Here is an 18,199-nt window from a genome sequence, read left to right on the forward strand (position 1 = left end):
TCAGTTCTGAAAACTATATACCCTTGGCTTTTGCCAAAATCTTTGCGGACAAAACTTGTTAATTTCCCGCCCAATCTCAACTTTTGGTATTCCGGTCCTCAACCAACTAATGCCACCCCTAGCAGACCAACCTTCATTCATGCTGACTGCCAATATCATCGACCTGTTTGACCAAACCATTTACTTCGGTACCCTTGAGATTAAAAACGGCCGTATTGCGCGCATTGACCGCCAGGGGGCCCAGCGACCGGGTGAGCCGTATATTCTGCCAGGTTTTGTAGACGCCCACGTCCATATTGAAAGTTCGTTGCTGACTCCGGCTCAGTTTGCCCGGCTGGCTGTGCTACATGGGACTGTTGCCACCGTTTCCGACCCACACGAAATTGGTAATGTGCTGGGCGTTCGTGGGGTAGAATACATGATTGAAGATGGAAACCGGGTGCCGTTTAAATTCAGCTTCGGGGCTCCTTCCTGCGTTCCCGCAACCACCTTTGAGACGGCCGGGGCTAAAATCAGTGTTCGTGATGTACGTAAGCTGCTCGGCATGAAGGAAATCGGCTACCTCGCCGAGATGATGAATTTTCCGGGCGTACTCCATCTGGACCCGGACGTAATGGCCAAAATCGCCCTGGCAAAAGCGTTCAACAAGCCGATCGACGGTCATGCGCCCGGCCTGCGGGGCGATGATGCCCAGCGCTACATTGATGCCGGCATTGAAACCGACCACGAATGCTTCTCCTACGAAGAAGCGCTGGACAAAGCTCAACGGGGTATGCACATCCTGATCCGGGAAGGGAGTGCCGCCCGTAATTTCGATGCGCTCATTCCCATACTGGCCGAGTATCCGGCCCAGGTCATGTTCTGCTCCGATGACAAGCACCCGGACACCCTGCTGGAAGGACACATTAATCAATTGGTAGTTCGGGCGCTGGCCAAAGGGCATACGCTCTGGCATGTATTACGCGCGGCCTGCCTGAATCCGGTACTCCACTATCGGTTACCGGTCGGTCTGCTCCGCGAAGGGGACCCCGCCGATTTTATCATGATCAACAATCTCCAGGAGTTTCATATTGTCAGAACGATAATCAACGGCGAAGTGGTCGCCGAAGACGGGCAGTCTTACATTCCGGACCTGCGCAGTGAGCATGTGAACCAGTTCAACTGTACCCCCAAACTACCAGCCGACTTTAGGGTTCCTGCCTCCGAAGCCAGCCAGATCCGGGTTATCGAAGCGCTGGATGGGCAACTAATTACCAATGAGCTTATAGAAAATGCCGTAGTAGAAAACGGCAATATTGTGCCCGACATAGGGCAGGACATTCTGAAGATAACAGTGGTCAACCGGTACCAGGATGTTCCACCGGCGGTAGCATTCATTAAAAACTTCGGTTTAAAGCATGGAGCGCTCGCTTCGTCGGTGGGGCATGACTCTCATAACATTATTGCCGTAGGCTGCGACGACGACAGCATCTGCCGCGCTGTCAACCTGGTTATAGAGAACCAGGGCGGTTTAAGCGCTGTCAATGGGAATCCGACAGCATCCTCGTATATACTTCCGTTACCCGTAGCCGGACTGATGACCGATGCAGATGGCTATCTGATAGCCCAACAATATGCCGCTATAGACCAGTATGTCAAAAAAGAGTTGGGCAGTTTGCTTAAAGCTCCCTTTATGACCCTGTCATTTATGGTTTTGCTGGTAATTCCTGCCTTAAAGCTCAGTGACAGAGGATTATTTGATGGAAGTCACTTTCAGTTTACTAATCTATCCGTGTAACCTCCTGTTTTTTAACTTTTTGGCTGTATTCCGCGAAATTTCGCTGTTAGCATTAAAATTTCTTTTATTTTTTATAGCATTCTTCCAAATCCAATATTTTGTTGATAAATTTACAAACCCTAACCAACAAAACCTCTACAATTTAACTTATGCCCCGTCGTCGCACATCCTTTGGTCTTGACGAGGAAACGCTCTGGGATCAATTCCGCAGTGGAAACGAGAAAGCGTTTGCCCAGCTCTATCAGGAATACGTACAGGTGTTATACCACTACTGTACACACTTTGCCAGCGATAAGGCTCTTATTAAGGATTGTATCCACGACTTGTTTGTGGAACTGTGGAAGCACCGGCAAAACATAGGCCCAACTACTTCGGTCCGGTTTTACCTCATGGCATCCATCAAGCGTAAACTGGTTCGCCACCTCACGGCCGAACAGAAGTTTAGCAGCCAGGATGATGCCCGTCCCGGTGAGTTACTGACCGGAAGCGATCCTTCGTACGAAAGCACGCTGATCTCTCAGGAAGAAGATCTTCACATGAACGACTGCCTGCAAAAGGCAATCGAACGTCTGCCCCGCCGTCAGCGCGAGGCCGTTTACCTGCGGTACTATCAGAATATGTCCAATGAAGAGATCTCGGAGTTGATGCAGATCAATATCCAATCGGTGTACAACCTGATCTTCGGGGCGCTGAGTAATCTGAAAAAGTACATTTCTCCCGAAAAGGTTGTTTTAGGCATCAGTATGATGTTGGGAAGTTTCCTGATGTAAATCAGTCTTTCTTCCATTAATCTACAAACCTTCTTTTGCGGGTTGCAATACTCCTTGTGGGCGGATAGTTTCGCCCTATGAATCCTGCTATTATTCCCCTGGCTGAGCGGATGCGCCCGCAAAGTCTGGATGAGGTTATTGGTCAGCAGAAACTGATTGGCCCTAAAGGCCCATTGCGCCGGGCGGTCGAGTCGAACCGTCTTCCGTCGATGATTTTCTGGGGGCCGCCGGGAGTTGGTAAAACTACCCTGGCTCAATTGGTTGCGGAAGGTACCAGGCGTCCATTCGTCAGCCTCAGCGCCATTAGTTCTGGGGTGAAGGACGTCCGTGAGGTACTGAACCGCCCAGCCGGCCTGTTCCCTCCTGTTGTTTTTATCGACGAAATCCACCGCTTCAACAAGGGTCAGCAGGATGCGTTGCTGGGTGCTGTGGAGAAGGGACAAATTACCCTGATCGGGGCTACCACCGAAAATCCATCGTTTGAGGTAAACTCGGCCCTGCTGTCACGCTGTCAGGTCTACGTGCTGGAATCACTCAGCCGCGACGAACTGGTGCAAGTGGTAAACCGTGCGCTGGAGAAGGATACCTACCTTAGTCAAAAGAAGATTCGGGTCGAGTCGTACGATGCACTGCTACGGCTGTCGGGTGGAGACGGTCGCAAACTGCTGAACCTGCTGGAACTGGTTGCCTCCTCGCACTTCAGCGATGAGGAACTGGTCATCACCGACGACCTGGTCACCGAGGTAGCGCAGCAAAACATTGCCCGCTACGATAAATCCGGTGAGCAGCACTACGACATCATCTCCGCCTTTATTAAATCCCTGCGCGGCTCTGACCCCAATGCGGCTCTGTACTGGATGGCCCGGATGATTAATGCCGGTGAAGATCCGGAGTTCATCGCCCGGCGTATGCTGATTCTGGCCTCAGAAGATATTGGCAACGCCAATCCAACGGCGCTTATTATGGCGCAGAACGCCATGCAGGCCGTCCGGATGATTGGCTATCCGGAGTCGCGCATTATCCTGTCGCAGGTAGCCGTTTATCTGGCAACGTCTTCCAAGAGTAACGCCAGCTATGTAGCCATCAACGACGCCATGGAACTGGCGGAAAAGACCAGCCACCTGCCCGTGCCGCTGCACCTGCGTAATGCGCCAACCAAGCTGATGAAACAGATCGGCTACGGCGACAAGTACCAGTACGCCCACGATTTTGCCGGCAACTTTGTCCAACAGAATTTCATGCCCGAAGAGCTAAAAGGCCAAAAGCTCTATGATCCCGGCCAGAACGCCCGCGAAGCCGAAATCAGAAAGAACCTACAGAAGTGGTGGGGCGAGTGGTACGACTATTAAAACCCTACCGACTTCAGTCGCAACCCCGTGTCTTCCGGTAAACCAAAAATCAGGTTCATGTTCTGAACCGCCTGGCCAGAAGCTCCTTTCGTCAGGTTGTCGATGGCGCTGGTGATGAGCAACTGACCGTCGTGCTTTTCCAGGTGAATCAGGCATTTGTTGGTATTGACCACCTGCTTCAGGTCAATGGGTGCGTCGCTGACGTGGGTAAACGGATGGGCTGCATAGTACTCATGGTACAACGCTTTAGCCTCTTCGCGGCTACCGGTGAACGTGGTGTATACATTGGCCATAATACCCCGCGTATAGTCACCCCGGTACGGCACAAAGTTGATGGCGTTGTCGAACCCGGTCTGCAAGGCCGCAACGCTCTGCCGGATTTCTTTCAGGTGCTGGTGCGTAAAGGCCTTGTAGATCGAGATATTGTTGTTGCGCCAGGTAAAGTGCGTGGTCGGGCTCAGGGCCTGCCCGGCTCCGGTTGAGCCCGTAATGGCGCTGACATGAACGTCGTCCTGCAGCAAACCGGCGTTGGCCAACGGCAGCAAGGCAAGCTCGATACTGGTGGCAAAGCAGCCTGGGTTGGCAATCCTGTTGGCGGGTTGGATTCGCTCCCGCTGGAGTTCGGGCAAGCCATAAACAAAGCCGTTTGACTCGTCGCGGAAGTCGGTGCTGAGGTCGATTACCTTTACGGTGTCCGGCACCGGGTTCTCCGCCAGAAACTTAGCGGATTCGCCATGACCGGAGCACAGGAAGATCACGTTCAGGTCCGGCTGGGCCAGCAGCGCAGCTGGCTCATCGCCGGAGAACAGCAGGTCGGTATCGCCGAGCAAATCTGTATGGGTATTGTACACCGGTTTACCCGCCTGGCTCTTACTATGGACAAACGCAAGGCGGGCGTTGGGATGATTAATCAGTATTCGTAACAATTCACCGCCTGTATAGCCGGCTCCGCCAATGATGCCGATGTTTATGGTATTAGTCATTGGAAATTCGTTTGTACAAATCAATATGTTGTGCCGTGTGTTTCTCCCAGGAGAACAACCGGGCCTGTTCCAGCGCCCGGACCGCCAGTTCCTGACGCCGGGTATCCGACTGCACCAGCGTCAGCATAGCCTGGCACAAGGTATCCTGATCCGTAGGCGCAACCTGAATGGCCGCATCGCCGACTACTTCCGGCAACGAGGATACATTGGACGTAATGACCGGCAAGCCGCACTGCATAGCTTCTAATGGTGGTAAGCCAAACCCTTCGTACAGCGACGGGTACACAAACGCTACCGCTCCCGCGTAGATGGGTGCCAGGTCTTCGTCGGGCACAAATCCGGTAAAGACAATCCGCGACTGAATAGCCGCATTCCGGCTTAACTCGCTGGTAATCTTATCAAACTTCCAGCCTTTAGTCCCGACCAGCACCAGCGTTACCTCCCCCGGAATAGACTTTTCCTCAATCAGTCGACTAAAGCACCGAATCAGATGGTCGATGTTTTTGCGGGGTTCCAGCGTTGCCAGACTAAGCAGATAAGGGCCTTCGCCTAACTTGTATTTTGCCCGGACCGCCTGCTTGCGCGATGCGTCGTTCACCGGATAGAACAACGAAGGCGCAGCTGCCAGATGAATGGGCACTACCCGTTCCGGATGGATATGGGGGTAGTAATTGCATAAATCCTCTTTGGTGGCTTCCGAAATGGTTACCACCCAGCCGTCGGGCGGAATGGCACCAATGGCGCGTTTGACCGAATCTTCACCCGACAAAAACCATTCGGGATGGATAATGGGAATCAGGTCGCTCACGGTTTGTACCTTATGCACCCTGGGCATTCGGCTGATGGCTTCGGGGATGGCGTAAAAGGGGGCATGATAGATCGTGCCATTCGGCAGCTCGATCCCGTTGAAATCAGCCTGTTCAGCCCTGAGCCGCTTTCGGCTCTGGTAAAACAGATACCGGATTGCTTTTGTCGGCAGGCTGCTTCGCCCGAACGGACGAAGCAGCCCGTTTTCAACACCCGCCCAAAACTGATCCCCGGACCGATTAACAAAAGGAACAGCCTTATTTGGGTAAGCATCCTGAGCGTACCGCATTGTCTCTGCCAAATGACTGGGAGCTGCTAAGGACAACTGTACCTCTGGTGAATCCAGCAGCCCGGCAAGCAAATAGTCGACAATACGGCCGATTCCGGTTTTCGACTTGTTATAGTAATATCCCATGCCCTGGGTACTGGCATCAATTACTACCGACAGTGGCTTTGTTTCTGGCAATTCGTTACAGTTAGGGGTGATTACTCGGCAGCGTTGTTTTTACCCTCGGCAAGTTCCTTTACCTTTTCGTAAATCATTACCTGATTGGACATCACTTTCGAGAAACCGCGCACATCATCTCCTGTCCAGGCGTTGTTCATTTCGCCATAGCTGCCAAACACGGAGGACATCAGGTCGTACGGTGATTCAATACCCAACACGGTAAAGCGATACGGAGCCAGTTGCACATGCACCTGGCCGGTTACGTGTGCCTGAGTTTCAGTCAGAAACGTTTCGATATTCCGCATCACCGGATCAATAAACTGGCCTTCGTGGAGCATGGTACCGTACCAGTTAGCCAGTTGGTCTTTCCAGTACAGTTGCCATTTGGTCAGCACGTGTTTTTCGAGGGTATGGTGCGCTTTGATGATAATCAGTGGAGCCGGCGCTTCGAAACCCACGCGACCCTTGATCCCAATGATGGTATCGCCCACGTGAATGTCACGCCCGATACCAAACGGTCCCGCCAGTTCCGTGAGTTGCTTGATAGCATCGACCGGATTAGCAACCTTTTCGTCACCGATGCCTTTCAGCTCACCTTCTTCAAAGTGAAGCGTAATGGTTTCTGGTTCACTTTTAGTCACCTGCGTCGGCCATGCCGGTTCGGGCAGGTAGCCGTTGGATGTCAATGTTTCTTTGCCACCAACGGAGGTGCCCCAAAGCCCTTTGTTGATGGAGTAAGCCGCTTTGTGCCACTCCTGGTCAACGCCTTTGGCTTTCAGATAGTCTATCTCGGCTTCGCGTGACAGCCGCAGATCCCGGATGGGCGTAATAATTTCGGCCTGAGGCAAAATGATCCGGAAGGCCATATCGAACCGCACCTGGTCGTTGCCGGCCCCGGTGCTGCCGTGAGCAATGGCGCGGGCTCCGATGGTGCGGGCATATTCGCCAACGGCTACGGCCTGAAAGATACGTTCGGCGCTCACCGACAGCGGATAGGTGTTATACTTCAGCACATTGCCGAATACCAGGTATTTCAGGCACTGCTGGTAATAATCGTCGGTTTTGGAGATGGTGGCGTGGTGGGCGACGCCCAGGGAGTAAGCGCGCTCTTCGATCGCCTTCAACTCGGCATCTGAAAAGCCCCCGGTATCCACCAATACCGAATGCACTTCATACCCCTTATCTTCTGACAGGTATTTTACACAAAACGAGGTATCCAGACCTCCACTGAACGCCAATACTACTTTTTGCTGGGCCATTTAACGTAAAAGCTCGAATAAGAAATTAAGGTAAAGCGTAATTTTCCTGCAAACATAAAAAATCCCTTCCGACGAACCGCCGAAAGGGACTTGATTATCAATCCAAAATACCAATTCAGACAACAATCACCCAGGCAGTCTCAGACGGTTTCCAGTTCCCGCTCCGACTTCCTGGAACGCTGACGGTCCTGAATCCGCAGCAGTATTCGCTGCTTCAGGCGCATCCAGCGCTCATATAGATTAGACTCCTTGAGAAAATTCCATTTCTCCTTCTTCTCGGTCTTCTTTTTCTCCTCAGGATCGTACAACATCCCTGTGCAAAGGCAATGTTTGCGATTGGTCCGGGTGAGCACATCGTAGTTCACGCAGCTTGAACAACCCTTCCAGAACGCGTCGTCGGCCGGCAGTTCGCTGAGCGTAACCGGCTCATAACCCAGATCGGAGTTAATTTTCATAACCGCCAGACTGGTCGTCAAGCCTATGATTTTAGCGTTCGGGTATTTGGTACGTGACAGCTCAAAAGCTTTCGCCTTGATGCGGGTGGCAATGCCACTCTTCCGGTGGTCCGGGTGAACAATCAGCCCAGAGTTTGCCACGAATTTACCATGCTCCCAGGTTTCGATATAACAGAAACCCACCCACTCGCCGGCTGTTGTTATCGCAATAATTGCTTTCCCCTCCAGCATTTTCTCCATCAGGTAAATCGGCGAACGCTTGGCGATACCGGTGCCCCGGGCCTTGGCGCTCTGCTCCATTTCCTTACAGATAGTGTCGGCCAGCCGCAGATGGTTTTCGTTTGCTACCTGAACTATATATTGGTCGTTTACTACTTCTTGTGTAATCATCGTCGTTTATTGAGAAACGAGTATCACGATTAGACGTTTAACTCAAACGGAGACGTTTTGATCCGCGTTGTTTAAATGAGAAAGTTGATAAGAGAATCAGGTACCAGCGAGAAAGTTTTGCCCCGTAGGCAAAAAAGATTATATGGTCCTTTCGGACCTAAACCGAAATGGCGTAGTGTGATAGAAGGTCGGTATGTAAACTTGATAGGCCATTTTATCGGTTTACCACAGGCATGTTTTCGTTGAAAACGGTGGCAATGTTAGGTAAATTGCCCGACCTGTGCAATGATAAAACATGATTTTTTTGGAATAGTTCAAGGCTTTTCTTTTTATTTTCTGTCCGGTAATCCCTTGTAACTAACCTCGTTTTTTTATATAAATTTGTCTAAGTAAGTATTCAGTCCACTATTCATGAACAAGCTCACCGCCGACGACCTCATATATGGCTACATAAACGGTATCTTTCCGATGGCCGATGCTGACGGTACGCTGTATTGGTATTCGCCGGACCCCAGAGCTATAATTCCAATTGATACGTACAGGCCCTCCCGTTCGCTGCGTCCGGTTTTGAACAAAAAAGAGTTTGAAATCCGGGTTAACTCCGAATTCAGCCAGGTAATGCGCTACTGTGCAGCCCCCCGCAGCTACGGCGACAGCACCTGGATATCTGACGAAATCATTACTGCCTATACCGAGTTGCACCGGATGGGCCTTGCCCACAGCATTGAAGCCTACCAGGATAACCGGCTGGTTGGTGGGTTATATGGTGTGGCTTTAGGCTCGGCTTTTTTCGGGGAATCCATGTTCCACCTGGTCAGCAATGCGTCAAAGGTAGCGTTCCACTACCTGATGGTTATGCTGCAGGAAAACCAGTTTGAGCTCCTCGACACGCAGTTTATCAACGACAATGTCAAGCGGTTCGGAGCCATTGAAATCCCCAAAGGAGACTACCTGAAACGGCTTAAGCAGGCCCTGCGCCGGAAATCCCGCTTTACGGAGCCCGTACTGGAACACCTGTTCAAGCACCAGCCGAACGATTAAATCCGCCGAGTCTCTCTACAAAGCTGTGTTTTTGCGCGAACAGGTAGGGGCATAAACCGGCTAAACCGCGTACCTTTGCGGGCATGACAAAGCCCATTTTGGTCATTAAGTTTGGGACAGCGTCCATTACCAAACCCACCGGCGAACTTAACGAGACGGTCATTGCCGACATTGCCCGGCAGGTGGCCAGCCTGCATCCGCATTACCGGATTGTTCTGGTTTCATCAGGGGCCGTAGGGGCCGGCAAATCGTTTATTCATAACTACCGGGGTGATATCACCCAGCGCAAAGCAGCCGCTGCCATCGGTAACCCACTCCTGCTCAGCGTATACAGCCGTTACTTTTCGGCCTACCAGATTCCGGTTGCCCAGAGCCTCTGCGAGCGCCATCACTTTGCCGATCGTAACCAGTTTCTGCAACTCAAGCAGACCTACGAAGAACTCTGGAACAATGGCATTATTCCTATAGCCAACGAGAATGACGTGGTTAGCAGCCGGGAGCTGAAGTTTTCGGATAATGACGAACTGGCCACGCTGATCGCGGTAGGGTTCAAGGCCGACCTGATGATGCTGTGCACTTCGGTAGGAGGCCTGCTCGACAACGATGGTCAGATTATCCGCCAGGTTACCGAACTCTCTCAGGAGGTATTCGGCGTTGTCCGAACCGATAAGTCCTCGCTGGGACTAGGCGGAATGAGTTCCAAGCTGACGTTTGCCAAACTGGCTACACGGATGGGTATCCGGGTGGTCATTTTCGGCCTGAACGAACCCGACGGCATTGTCCGGGCGCTGAACGGCGAAATGGGTACCTTCTTTACCGCCCATACCAGTTCACTCTCGGCCCGTAACCGGTGGCTGGGCAGCGGTAGCCTGGTTACCGGTCGCCTGCAGATTGATGCAGGGGCGGTAAAAGCCTTACAGCGCCGGAGCAGCCTGCTGGCAGTGGGTGTACGGGCCATAATGGGTGAGTTTGACACAGGAGAAGTTGTCGAAATCCTTGATACCGAACAGACCGTTGTTGGGGTTGCCAGAGCAAGATTATCCTCAGCCCAGCTAGCGGAGCGACTTAATCAGCAAAATGTAGAGGTGGCAAATGCCAATGATATTGTACTTTTGTAAAGCATACTACTTATGTCTACCGTGATAACGCCCCTGTTACAGCAGACTCAACGGGCTTCAGCCGTTGTCCGGCGGCTGAGCGACAGCCGGAAAGCCGACCTGCTCAACCGGCTGGCCGACGTACTGACCCAGCATACAGCCCATATTCTGGCCGAGAATCAGAAGGACCTCGACCGGATGCCGGACGATGATCCTAAGAAAGACCGTCTGCAACTGACCGAAAGTCGGGTGGCCGGTCTGGCCGCCAGTCTGCGCGATGTAGCCAAACTACCGGACCCGACGGGTGAGGTGTTACTGGAGCGGACCATTGAGCAGGGCTTATCACTCCGTAAAATAGCTGTGCCGCTGGGTGTGGTAGGCGTTATCTATGAATCGCGGCCAAATGTCACGATAGACGTAGCAGCTCTCTGCCTGCGCTCGGGGAACGCCTGCGTCCTGAAAGGCGGCAAAGAAGCCGACCACTCCAACCGATATCTGGTTAAACTGATTCAGGGCGTGCTGGAAGAGTTTGGCATACCCAAATCGGCTGTAGCCCTGCTGGCTCCCGACCGGGCCGTAGTGAATGAACTGCTGAAGGCGACTAAATACGTCGATATTATTATCCCCAGAGGTTCTGACTCGCTGATCCAGTACGTCCGGCAGCACTCGCTGGTGCCGACCATTGAAACCGGAGCCGGGGTTTGCCATACATATGTAGAGAAAACCGCAGACCTGGAAAAGGCGAAAAACATTGTGGTTAATGCCAAAGTGTCGCGGCCATCGGTTTGCAATGCACTGGATTGTCTGTTAGTTGATGCGGTAATAGCGGAGACATTCCTGCCTGCCCTTAAGGAAGACTTCGAAAAATGGAATGTAGAGGTGTTTGCGGATGAGACCTCAGCTACTATTCTGAAAAAAGTTGGGTATGCTCACCTGAAACGTGCCCGGCCGGAAGACTATGGCCGCGAGTTTCTTGACTACAAATGCGCGGTAAAGGTTGTTTCCGGCATTGATGAAGCTTTGGCACATATTCAGATGTACTCGTCGCGGCATTCGGAGGCCATTGTCTCAAAAAATCAGGCGCTTATCGACCGCTTCCTCAACGAAGTGGATGCAGCCGCCGTTTACGCCAATGCCTCCACCCGCTTTACCGACGGAGGTATGTTTGGCTTAGGGGCCGAAATCGGTATCTCTACCCAAAAGCTGCACGCCCGTGGCCCTTTTGCGCTGGAGAAGCTGGTGACGGAGAAATGGGTGGTTGTGGGTGATGGGCAGGTGAGGTGGTGACAAAGTAGCACGGAGTTGTACTCCGTGTTACACGGCTACCCCAGGTATCATCAGCCTACGGCTGCACGGAGTACAACTCCATAGTACTGGCGTTCTGAAACCGCCGGAATGTTTTCCGGTAAACCCGCTGGTGATCGGGGTTTGGCTGAAAGGTCTGCCCAAATTCCACCTGCCTGGCTGCTTCTGCCAGAGAACCTACTAGTCCGCGGGCTTTCATCGCCAGCAGGATAGCGCCAATGGCTCCACTTTCGTTGCTGGCATTTAATTGCACGGGTACCCCGAAAATATCGGCCAGCATCTGCACCCAGAACTCCGACTGGGCAAAGCCTCCGTTGGCATGAATCACCCGCGTAGGACCGGTGTAACGGGCCAGCATCTTCTCTATGGTGAGTACGTTAAACATGACGCCTTCGAGCGCGGCCCGGATGAAATGTGCCCGCGTATGCTGCCAACTGACATTCAGATAAGCTCCCCGCACGTTGGCGTTCCAGAGCGGGGCGCGTTCCCCCTGCAGGTATGGCAGAAACAGGAGTCCATCTGCACCGGCCGGAACCTGTTCTGCCTCGGCCAGCGCATCGGCTACGTCCAGTCGGGTTAGGTTTTCGGCCAGCCATTGCAGCACGTTCGCCCCGTTGTTGGTCGGGCCACCCACTACAAAGTAAGAGTCTTTACCAGCTTCATCTACATCCAGAATGTAGCTGAACAACCGGCCCTGCCGCTCACGCAGCGGTTTGCCGCTGGTCCGCCGAATGGCTCCGCTGGTACCAATGGTCAGGGTCGTAACCCCCGGCGCAATCGCTCCAGCTCCTAAATTAGCCAGACAACCATCCGAAGCGCCAATGTACAGGGTCACACCGTCGGGCAGCGCTGTTTTGTCGGCAACCTGATTCTTCTGATAGCTAAATGAGGTAGTCGTTGGTTTAGGCTCCGATAGTTGACTCGCCCGAATACCGACGTACTTCAGCGCGGGCGCGTACCAATTCCGGGTCTGACTATTGAACAGCCCCATAGCGGTGGCAATGGAATAATCAATCCAGTGGTGCCCCGTCAGCTTATGCCAGATGTATTCTTTAATAGAAATGAACCGCGCAGCCTCCTTTAGCAGCCGGGGTTGGTTGTCGCGCAGCCACGCCAGTTTACACAGGGGCGTCATCGGGTGAATAGGCGTACCGGTGTGCCGGTAGATGTCGCGACCAGTCGGCGAACGGTCGGGTCGCAGAGCCTTAGCCTGCCGTTCAGCGCGGTTATCAGACCAGATGATAGCGTTGGTTAGCGGTTTCCCCTCAGCATCGATGGCCAGCAGACTATGCATCGCCGAACTGAAGCAAACGGCGTCGATTGAGGCCCCCTGAGCCTCTGTCTGCTGTACCAGTTCATCCAATACCTGGCACAATTCCTGCCAGATATGGTTAGGGTCCTGCTCACAGTGGGTGGGTTTGGGAAAGAGGGTGGTCACCGGGGCCGAAGCCTGAGCAATTACCTGGCCATCGGCAACCGACATGGCAAGGGCTTTTACATTGGTTGTGCCGATATCAACACCTACGATACAATTCATGAAATCAGGTTTAAGGGACATACGACTCCAGCAATGTCATATCGTCCTCGGGTACCAGCGTTACCTGCTTTACAGAAGCGGGAATCAGGGCACATTCTCCTAATTTCAACGGTACGTTATAGCCACCGTCGGCCTGGATCGTCACGGCTCCGCCTACACAGACCAGGATCACAAAGGAGTCGAGGTGAGTGTAATCGTGCATCACCTCCTGGTCGAAGTTCAGGATGTTGGTAACGAAGTAGTCGGAAGTAACGGCATTGACACTCTGATTCCGTTTACGCTCGTACCGGGTTTTGTAGTCGTCGTGGTGGTTGTAATCAATAGCATCAACGGCCTGTTCGGTATGCAGTTCACGCTTCTGCCCTTTGTCGTCGACCCGGTCGAAGTCGTAAATGCGGTAAGTGATGTCGGAGGTCTGCTGGATCTCGGCCAGCAACAGGCCCTTGCCGATGGTGTGCACGCGGCCGGCGGGCAGGAAAAATACATCGCCCGCTTCGGCTGGCTCCCGGTTCAGAATGTCGGTCAGCGTATTACTCCTGACGGCATCAATATACTCCTCCCGCGACACGTTACGGTTGAACCCGGAGATCAGCGAGGAACCTTCATCGGCCTGAATGATATACCACATCTCGGTTTTGCCGAAACCGTTATGCCGCTCGTGGGCTAACGCGTCATTGGGGTGAACCTGAATGGAGAGGTCATCGTTGGCGTCGATGAATTTGACCAGCAGCGGAAACCGGTCGCCGTACGTTTCGTATACGTGCTTCCCCACCAACTGTTCTTTATAATGCTCCAGCAATTCCTGGAGTGATTTACCCTTCAGCGGTCCTTCCTTCACCGCCGACACTTCGCCCGCTACGCCGGAAATCTCCCAGGTTTCGCCACAATTGGGCAGGGGTGAAAAGTCTTTTCCCAGGATGGACCTGATTTTCTGTCCACCCCAGATTTTATCTTTATAAATGGTTTTGAACGTCAGTGGATAGAGCATGGAGCCAGGTATTTGATGTTGCGCCAAAAATAATGGTTTGTCCCTGTAAACAGATAGAAATACCTATCGATTCACCATACTATTTTTCCGGTTGATTCCCTGATTGTACCAGCCTGTCTACGCTGCGGTTGAGGAGACTTATTGATTTGGCTACTTTGCCTGAGTTCTATTACAGGCACCTATGAGAACAACGATTACCACCCGCTACCTTATAGCCTTTACCGCCTTATTTCTGGTTCTGCACGAATTACACGAACAGGCGCACACCAGTGTGGGCCGGCTATTGTGTGGCTGCTGGGGCCCACGAGGCTTTAATGTCTGGCATTTATGCGAAACCTGCTCTATGAACGGAGCCTATCCACTGGCGCTCATGGCTGGTCCGCTGTTCAGTTATGCCCTGGCCTGGACCGGATATTACCTGATGGGACAGGCAGATAGGCAACGGAAAGCGCTGGGCTTCTCGCTGGTGTTTGGCAGCGTGATGCAGGCCCGGCTGCTTACCGCTGTTATGGGTGGTGGTGACGAGGTAACTCTATTCCGGTTAATCACCGATCAGCCGGTGTTGGGTCGCTGGCTTGGTTTGACGGTGACCGTCCTGCTGGCAGCACCCCCATTATGGCGTGCGTTCCGCCAGTTACCCCGTCCTAAGCAGGTAGTCTATTGGCTGGGGTTTGCCTTCGTACCGCTGATTGTCGAGGCCGTGGTCGTCTTTAAGGGACTGGATGGCTTGTTACAACAAGGTATCGGAGCAGAGCCAGGATTGCTGGGCATGCCGATGCTGGTAACCGTTTGGACCGGGCTAATGGCCTTGATTCTGATTCCGACACACCGGTGGTTGCTGAGCTTGTTTGTGAGTGTGGAGACCCCCCATCTGAAACAGCTTAACGAAGTGCGTTAGAGCCTGCCGCACATTTGTGCCCTGCATAACCAAATAATAAAAAGTGTTACGGTTTTCCGTGGCACTTTTTGTATTTTAGTCCACTACCACAAAAACAGACTTCATTTCTGCCCAGTTTAGATATACTTTTTAGAGCTACTGTGTTTTCCGAAGATATATTACGCCAATCTGAGGCAGTAGATTTGTTATTAGGCGGCTGCATCTCTTCAAGAGATTTTTCAACTTCATATGCAATTTGCCTGACTGCCGGTAGTACTGGAGAGTTGATAGGTGTTTGATCTACCCCATTAGTAATATTCCATTGCATAGAGTTTTCCCGTGAAAGTTTAATAAACTCTTCATCAAGCTTAGGATCAACATGTGCTCCACCATCTTGATCTGCTAAGTATAGAACTAATTCTTTTCTGGTAAACTCTTTACCTGTGCTGTCCTTTAATACCGGTTTGTTCCACCAAGCATCAAACGGTTTTGAGTGCTCTACCCCTAAATAGCCTTCGCCCAGAAGAGGAACATAACCATCAAAACTATTTGACGACATTATTGCTAGTAAATTGCACTGAGTCAATAAATTATCTGGTTCTAAATCCAAGCATGTATCTATAAATCCAATGCCCCCTTTATACCCTAACTGCTCGAGAACGGATTTACTATTTCTAGTATCATGTAATAGAATTCTTAAAGTTACAGCCAGTCGTTTGGCTTCCCCATAATAACCTGAGTCGAAGGAATTGCTTGATACCTTTAGAAAATGTATTTGCTCTTTTAGCTGTTCTTTAAGATCGTCTGCAGTTCGTTCCCTTTGTACTTTTCCCATTATTCAATAATTGTATTATATGGAGTATAGTCATAAAAATGAAACAGAAAACGCAAAAAGCCTCAAATTATTGAAATTTGAGGCTTTTTGCTGCCGAACTCAAGTCGTACGAACCAAGTTGATTACACTCTCTACGTTCATACCAGATACAATAGTCTAATTTCATTCTTTCGCTCTTTCACTCTTTATATCACCCCTTCCAGCATCTGTATATACAGCCCTATGCCTTCTTCGATCTCACGCAGGTAGATGAACTCATCGGCGGTATGCGACCGCTCGGAATGGCCGGGACCGCATTTCAGCGATGGGCAGTCGAGTAAAGCCTGGTCGGAGGTGGTTGGTGAGCCATAGGTAGACCGGCCGAGGGCAATACCCGCCTGTACGATGGGGTGGCCGACGGGAATGCTGGAGGGTTTCAGCCGGATAGAGCGGGGCTTTACCTCCGACTGAACATGTTGCCGGATGGTATCAGTCACTTCTTCCAGCGTATACTGCTCCGTTACCCGAACATCAACCGTAAACGTGCAGGCATCGGGGACAACGTTGTGCTGCGTACCGGCGTTGATAATCGTCACCGACATTTTAATTGGGCCCAGTGTTGGTGACACTTTGGGAAACTGGTAGCTGGTAATCCAGTTAATATCCTGAATAGCTTTGTAGATGGCGTTTTCGCCTTCATTGCGGGCAGCATGGCCCGATTTTCCGTGGGCAGTACAATCAAGAACGAGCAACCCTTTCTCAGCTACGGCCAGATGCATTTCGGTGGGTTCGCCCACAATGGCAAAGCTGATGGGTGGCAGTTCGGGTAAGATATACTCCAGCCCTTCGCGCCCGGAAACCTCCTCTTCTGCGGTAGCCGCCATCACGATATTATACCCCATACCAGCTCGCTCGTAGAAATAGCAGAAGGAAGCCAGCAGCGAAACCAGGCACCCGCCGGCATCGTTGCTGCCGAGGCCGTATAGTTTGCCGTCGCGCTCCAGCGGCTCAAAGGGGTTCAGCGTCCAGGATTTATTAGGCTTTACCGTATCGTGGTGAGAGTTGAGCAGCAGGGTCGGTTTGGCCGCATCGAAATAAAGGTTAGTGGCCCAGATGTTATTTTTTGTTCGCTGAAAGGGAATTTGCTGTTCCCGAAAAAAAGCCTCAATCAGCAGGGCGGTCTGGTCCTCTTCACGACTGAAGGAGGGGATAGCAATTAAACGTTTGAGCAAAGCAATGGCCGATTCGGTCAGCACCGCCTGCCGGGAAGTATTAGTCACGGTCATACACACAAATCAAAATCACAACGAAAATGGCCAAAATACCCCTAAAAAACAAAATTTCCCTTTCTGCTATCTTCTCTACTCCTCATAATACTTTACCCCTTTTTCGCGCAGGAACTGTTTGATCACATCAACGTGAACACATTGTCCAACATTGAGAAACGGGTAATTGGAAACACGTGTTTTGCGTCCGTTAACAATGACGTCCCGGTCTTCAATATCAAAACCCAGGTGCAAATGCCGGGTGGCGCTCTGCATGCCGTATACGGTGCCGTTAACATCAAACAAAGGCGCACCGCTCTGCCCCCGCAGGCCAGGAGTGCTCAGTTCAATACCGGTTATTTCACCGGTACGGCTGCCGTTGGTATCACTCATCAGCCGGGTCACAATGCCGTCGATGGGAAAGCGGGGCGAGTGAACGCGGCCTTCGCTGGTCCATTCAATATCGTCGGTTTCCTTGTTGTAGCGGTAGTTGGTAAACTCCGGAAACGGGTAGCCCAGGCGGCACAAACTCCGGCCCGATTTAATGCGGCTGCTATCGCGCAGGAAAGTAGCGTATGACCGGTACAGAATGCGATTATACCCCTTGAAGCGCAAAATGGCCAGATCCTGCGTCGGGTGCGCATCAATTAGTAATTCGGCAAACTGATCGACGCAGTTCAGGAAATTGTTCCGGATGCGGATCATCGTTTCTGCCCGTAGCTGGTATTTTTCTTCCAGCCGCTGCAGATGCTGACCATAGTTGGTAAGCCGTTGAAACGGGTGGCGTTCCGCTAGAAAATTCCGATAGTGCTTGTAAATATCCTCGGCAGTGGAGATGAGATCGGCTACGTGCTTACAGGTAACGGCGCAACCCTGTTCATTAACAAAAAAAAGCGTGGCGCTACCAGGCAGGATTTCGCTATGACCATACATCCGGATAATTGAGTGAATCGGCCGGGTAAACAGATCAACACGTTCAATCGCGTCTACAAACATGGACAGTGGGCAAAAAGAAAAGGCAAATTAACGCAATTTCG

At 51.9% G+C, this 18,199-nt stretch carries 16 protein-coding genes; 7 read left to right on the top strand and 9 right to left on the bottom strand.

Annotation, left to right across the window (positions count from 1 at the left end):
* Window positions 1-139: 139 nt before the first annotated feature.
* The 3 genes from ade (at window position 140) to ABD949_RS07300 (ending at window position 3,896) form a co-directional block, all read left to right on the top strand.
* Window positions 140-1,777, top strand: coding sequence for an adenine deaminase (ade, locus tag ABD949_RS07290; RefSeq protein ID WP_345242054.1), 1,638 nt, complete (start codon window positions 140-142; stop codon window positions 1,775-1,777).
* Between the two features lie 149 nt (window positions 1,778-1,926).
* Entirely contained in the window at window positions 1,927-2,547 is a 621-nt protein-coding gene (locus ABD949_RS07295) for an RNA polymerase sigma factor (protein WP_345242056.1), read from the top strand.
* Between the two features lie 77 nt (window positions 2,548-2,624).
* Complete coding sequence (locus ABD949_RS07300) at window positions 2,625-3,896, top strand: replication-associated recombination protein A (RefSeq protein WP_345242058.1); 1,272 nt, start codon at window positions 2,625-2,627, stop codon at window positions 3,894-3,896.
* On the opposite strand, the gene argC is transcribed toward ABD949_RS07300, so the two are convergent.
* The 4 genes from argC to ABD949_RS07320 form a co-directional block, all read right to left on the bottom strand.
* Window positions 3,893-4,879: an N-acetyl-gamma-glutamyl-phosphate reductase gene (gene argC / locus ABD949_RS07305; RefSeq protein ID WP_345242060.1), complete on the bottom strand. Its 987-nt coding sequence runs from the start codon at window positions 4,877-4,879 to the stop codon at window positions 3,893-3,895. The two genes, ABD949_RS07300 and argC, sit on opposite strands and share 4 nt — an antisense overlap.
* Window positions 4,872-6,152 carry a glycosyltransferase family 4 protein gene (locus ABD949_RS07310; protein WP_345242062.1) on the bottom strand — a complete coding sequence of 427 codons (1,281 nt, stop codon included), beginning with the start codon at window positions 6,150-6,152 and terminating at the stop codon, window positions 4,872-4,874. Before ABD949_RS07310 ends, argC begins: the two co-directional genes overlap by 8 nt.
* Before the next feature lie 20 nt (window positions 6,153-6,172).
* Window positions 6,173-7,393: an argininosuccinate synthase gene (locus tag ABD949_RS07315; protein WP_345242064.1), complete on the bottom strand. Its 1,221-nt coding sequence runs from the start codon at window positions 7,391-7,393 to the stop codon at window positions 6,173-6,175.
* Between the two features lie 140 nt (window positions 7,394-7,533).
* Window positions 7,534-8,238, bottom strand: a complete 705-nt coding sequence (locus ABD949_RS07320) for a GNAT family N-acetyltransferase (RefSeq protein WP_345242066.1) — start codon at window positions 8,236-8,238, stop codon at window positions 7,534-7,536.
* A 411-nt stretch (window positions 8,239-8,649) separates the two neighbouring features.
* Between ABD949_RS07320 and aat the strand changes: the two genes are divergently transcribed.
* The 3 genes from aat to ABD949_RS07335 all read left to right on the top strand — a co-directional run bounded on the left by aat (window position 8,650) and on the right by ABD949_RS07335 (window position 11,663).
* The gene (gene aat, locus ABD949_RS07325) at window positions 8,650-9,279 is read left to right on the top strand and encodes a leucyl/phenylalanyl-tRNA--protein transferase (RefSeq protein ID WP_345242068.1); all 630 of its coding nucleotides are present in this window, start codon (window positions 8,650-8,652) and stop codon (window positions 9,277-9,279) included.
* A gap of 83 nt (window positions 9,280-9,362) precedes the next feature.
* Entirely contained in the window at window positions 9,363-10,397 is a 1,035-nt protein-coding gene (proB, locus tag ABD949_RS07330; RefSeq protein WP_345242069.1) for a glutamate 5-kinase, read from the top strand.
* A 12-nt stretch (window positions 10,398-10,409) separates the two neighbouring features.
* Complete coding sequence (locus tag ABD949_RS07335; protein WP_345242070.1) at window positions 10,410-11,663, top strand: glutamate-5-semialdehyde dehydrogenase; 1,254 nt, start codon at window positions 10,410-10,412, stop codon at window positions 11,661-11,663.
* 55 nt (window positions 11,664-11,718) lie between these two features.
* On the opposite strand, the gene ABD949_RS07340 is transcribed toward ABD949_RS07335, so the two are convergent.
* Window positions 11,719-13,218 (bottom strand): gluconokinase, encoded by a 1,500-nt coding sequence (locus tag ABD949_RS07340; RefSeq protein WP_345242071.1) that lies wholly within the window; start codon window positions 13,216-13,218, stop codon window positions 11,719-11,721.
* Between the two features lie 10 nt (window positions 13,219-13,228).
* A complete protein-coding gene (locus ABD949_RS07345) occupies window positions 13,229-14,206 on the bottom strand; it encodes a type I phosphomannose isomerase catalytic subunit (RefSeq protein WP_345242073.1) in 978 nt (325 codons plus the stop codon).
* A 181-nt stretch (window positions 14,207-14,387) separates the two neighbouring features.
* Here ABD949_RS07345 and ABD949_RS07350 point away from each other — a divergent pair, with 181 nt between their 5' ends.
* On the top strand, window positions 14,388-15,104 hold the full coding sequence (locus ABD949_RS07350; protein ID WP_345242075.1) for a hypothetical protein: 717 nt from the start codon (window positions 14,388-14,390) through the stop codon (window positions 15,102-15,104).
* A gap of 46 nt (window positions 15,105-15,150) precedes the next feature.
* Here ABD949_RS07350 and ABD949_RS07355 read toward each other — a convergent pair whose 3' ends face one another.
* The 3 genes from ABD949_RS07355 to ABD949_RS07365 form a co-directional block, all read right to left on the bottom strand.
* Window positions 15,151-15,918, bottom strand: coding sequence for an SEC-C metal-binding domain-containing protein (locus tag ABD949_RS07355; protein WP_345242077.1), 768 nt, complete (start codon window positions 15,916-15,918; stop codon window positions 15,151-15,153).
* Window positions 15,919-16,103: 185 nt separating this feature from the next.
* Window positions 16,104-17,183, bottom strand: a complete 1,080-nt coding sequence (locus ABD949_RS07360; RefSeq protein ID WP_345242080.1) for a M20 family metallo-hydrolase — start codon at window positions 17,181-17,183, stop codon at window positions 16,104-16,106.
* A 75-nt stretch (window positions 17,184-17,258) separates the two neighbouring features.
* Window positions 17,259-18,158 carry a S1 family peptidase gene (locus ABD949_RS07365; protein WP_345242082.1) on the bottom strand — a complete coding sequence of 300 codons (900 nt, stop codon included), beginning with the start codon at window positions 18,156-18,158 and terminating at the stop codon, window positions 17,259-17,261.
* Window positions 18,159-18,199 lie beyond the last annotated feature (41 nt).

The sequence above is a fragment of the Nibrella saemangeumensis genome (genome assembly GCF_039541915.1).
In the GTDB taxonomy this organism is placed as follows: Bacteria; Bacteroidota; Bacteroidia; order Cytophagales; family Spirosomataceae; genus Nibrella; species Nibrella saemangeumensis.

Excerpts from the sequence above, each read along its gene's own strand:
- ABD949_RS07355 (WP_345242077.1), bottom strand. The coding sequence starts at position 15,918 with ATGGGAAAAGTACAAAGGGAACGAACTGCAGACGATCTTAAAGAACAG.
- ABD949_RS07365 (WP_345242082.1), bottom strand. The coding sequence starts at position 18,158 with ATGTTTGTAGACGCGATTGAACGTGTTGATCTGTTTACCCGGCCGATT.
- ABD949_RS07360 (WP_345242080.1), bottom strand. The coding sequence starts at position 17,183 with ATGACCGTGACTAATACTTCCCGGCAGGCGGTGCTGACCGAATCGGCC.
- ABD949_RS07295 (WP_345242056.1), top strand. The coding sequence starts at position 1,927 with ATGCCCCGTCGTCGCACATCCTTTGGTCTTGACGAGGAAACGCTCTGG.
- ABD949_RS07300 (WP_345242058.1), top strand. The coding sequence starts at position 2,625 with ATGAATCCTGCTATTATTCCCCTGGCTGAGCGGATGCGCCCGCAAAGT.
- ABD949_RS07340 (WP_345242071.1), bottom strand. The coding sequence starts at position 13,218 with ATGAATTGTATCGTAGGTGTTGATATCGGCACAACCAATGTAAAAGCC.
- ABD949_RS07315 (WP_345242064.1), bottom strand. The coding sequence starts at position 7,393 with ATGGCCCAGCAAAAAGTAGTATTGGCGTTCAGTGGAGGTCTGGATACC.
- ABD949_RS07345 (WP_345242073.1), bottom strand. The coding sequence starts at position 14,206 with ATGCTCTATCCACTGACGTTCAAAACCATTTATAAAGATAAAATCTGG.
- ade (WP_345242054.1), top strand. The coding sequence starts at position 140 with ATGCTGACTGCCAATATCATCGACCTGTTTGACCAAACCATTTACTTC.
- ABD949_RS07350 (WP_345242075.1), top strand. The coding sequence starts at position 14,388 with ATGAGAACAACGATTACCACCCGCTACCTTATAGCCTTTACCGCCTTA.
- proB (WP_345242069.1), top strand. The coding sequence starts at position 9,363 with ATGACAAAGCCCATTTTGGTCATTAAGTTTGGGACAGCGTCCATTACC.
- argC (WP_345242060.1), bottom strand. The coding sequence starts at position 4,879 with ATGACTAATACCATAAACATCGGCATCATTGGCGGAGCCGGCTATACA.
- aat (WP_345242068.1), top strand. The coding sequence starts at position 8,650 with ATGAACAAGCTCACCGCCGACGACCTCATATATGGCTACATAAACGGT.
- ABD949_RS07335 (WP_345242070.1), top strand. The coding sequence starts at position 10,410 with ATGTCTACCGTGATAACGCCCCTGTTACAGCAGACTCAACGGGCTTCA.
- ABD949_RS07320 (WP_345242066.1), bottom strand. The coding sequence starts at position 8,238 with ATGATTACACAAGAAGTAGTAAACGACCAATATATAGTTCAGGTAGCA.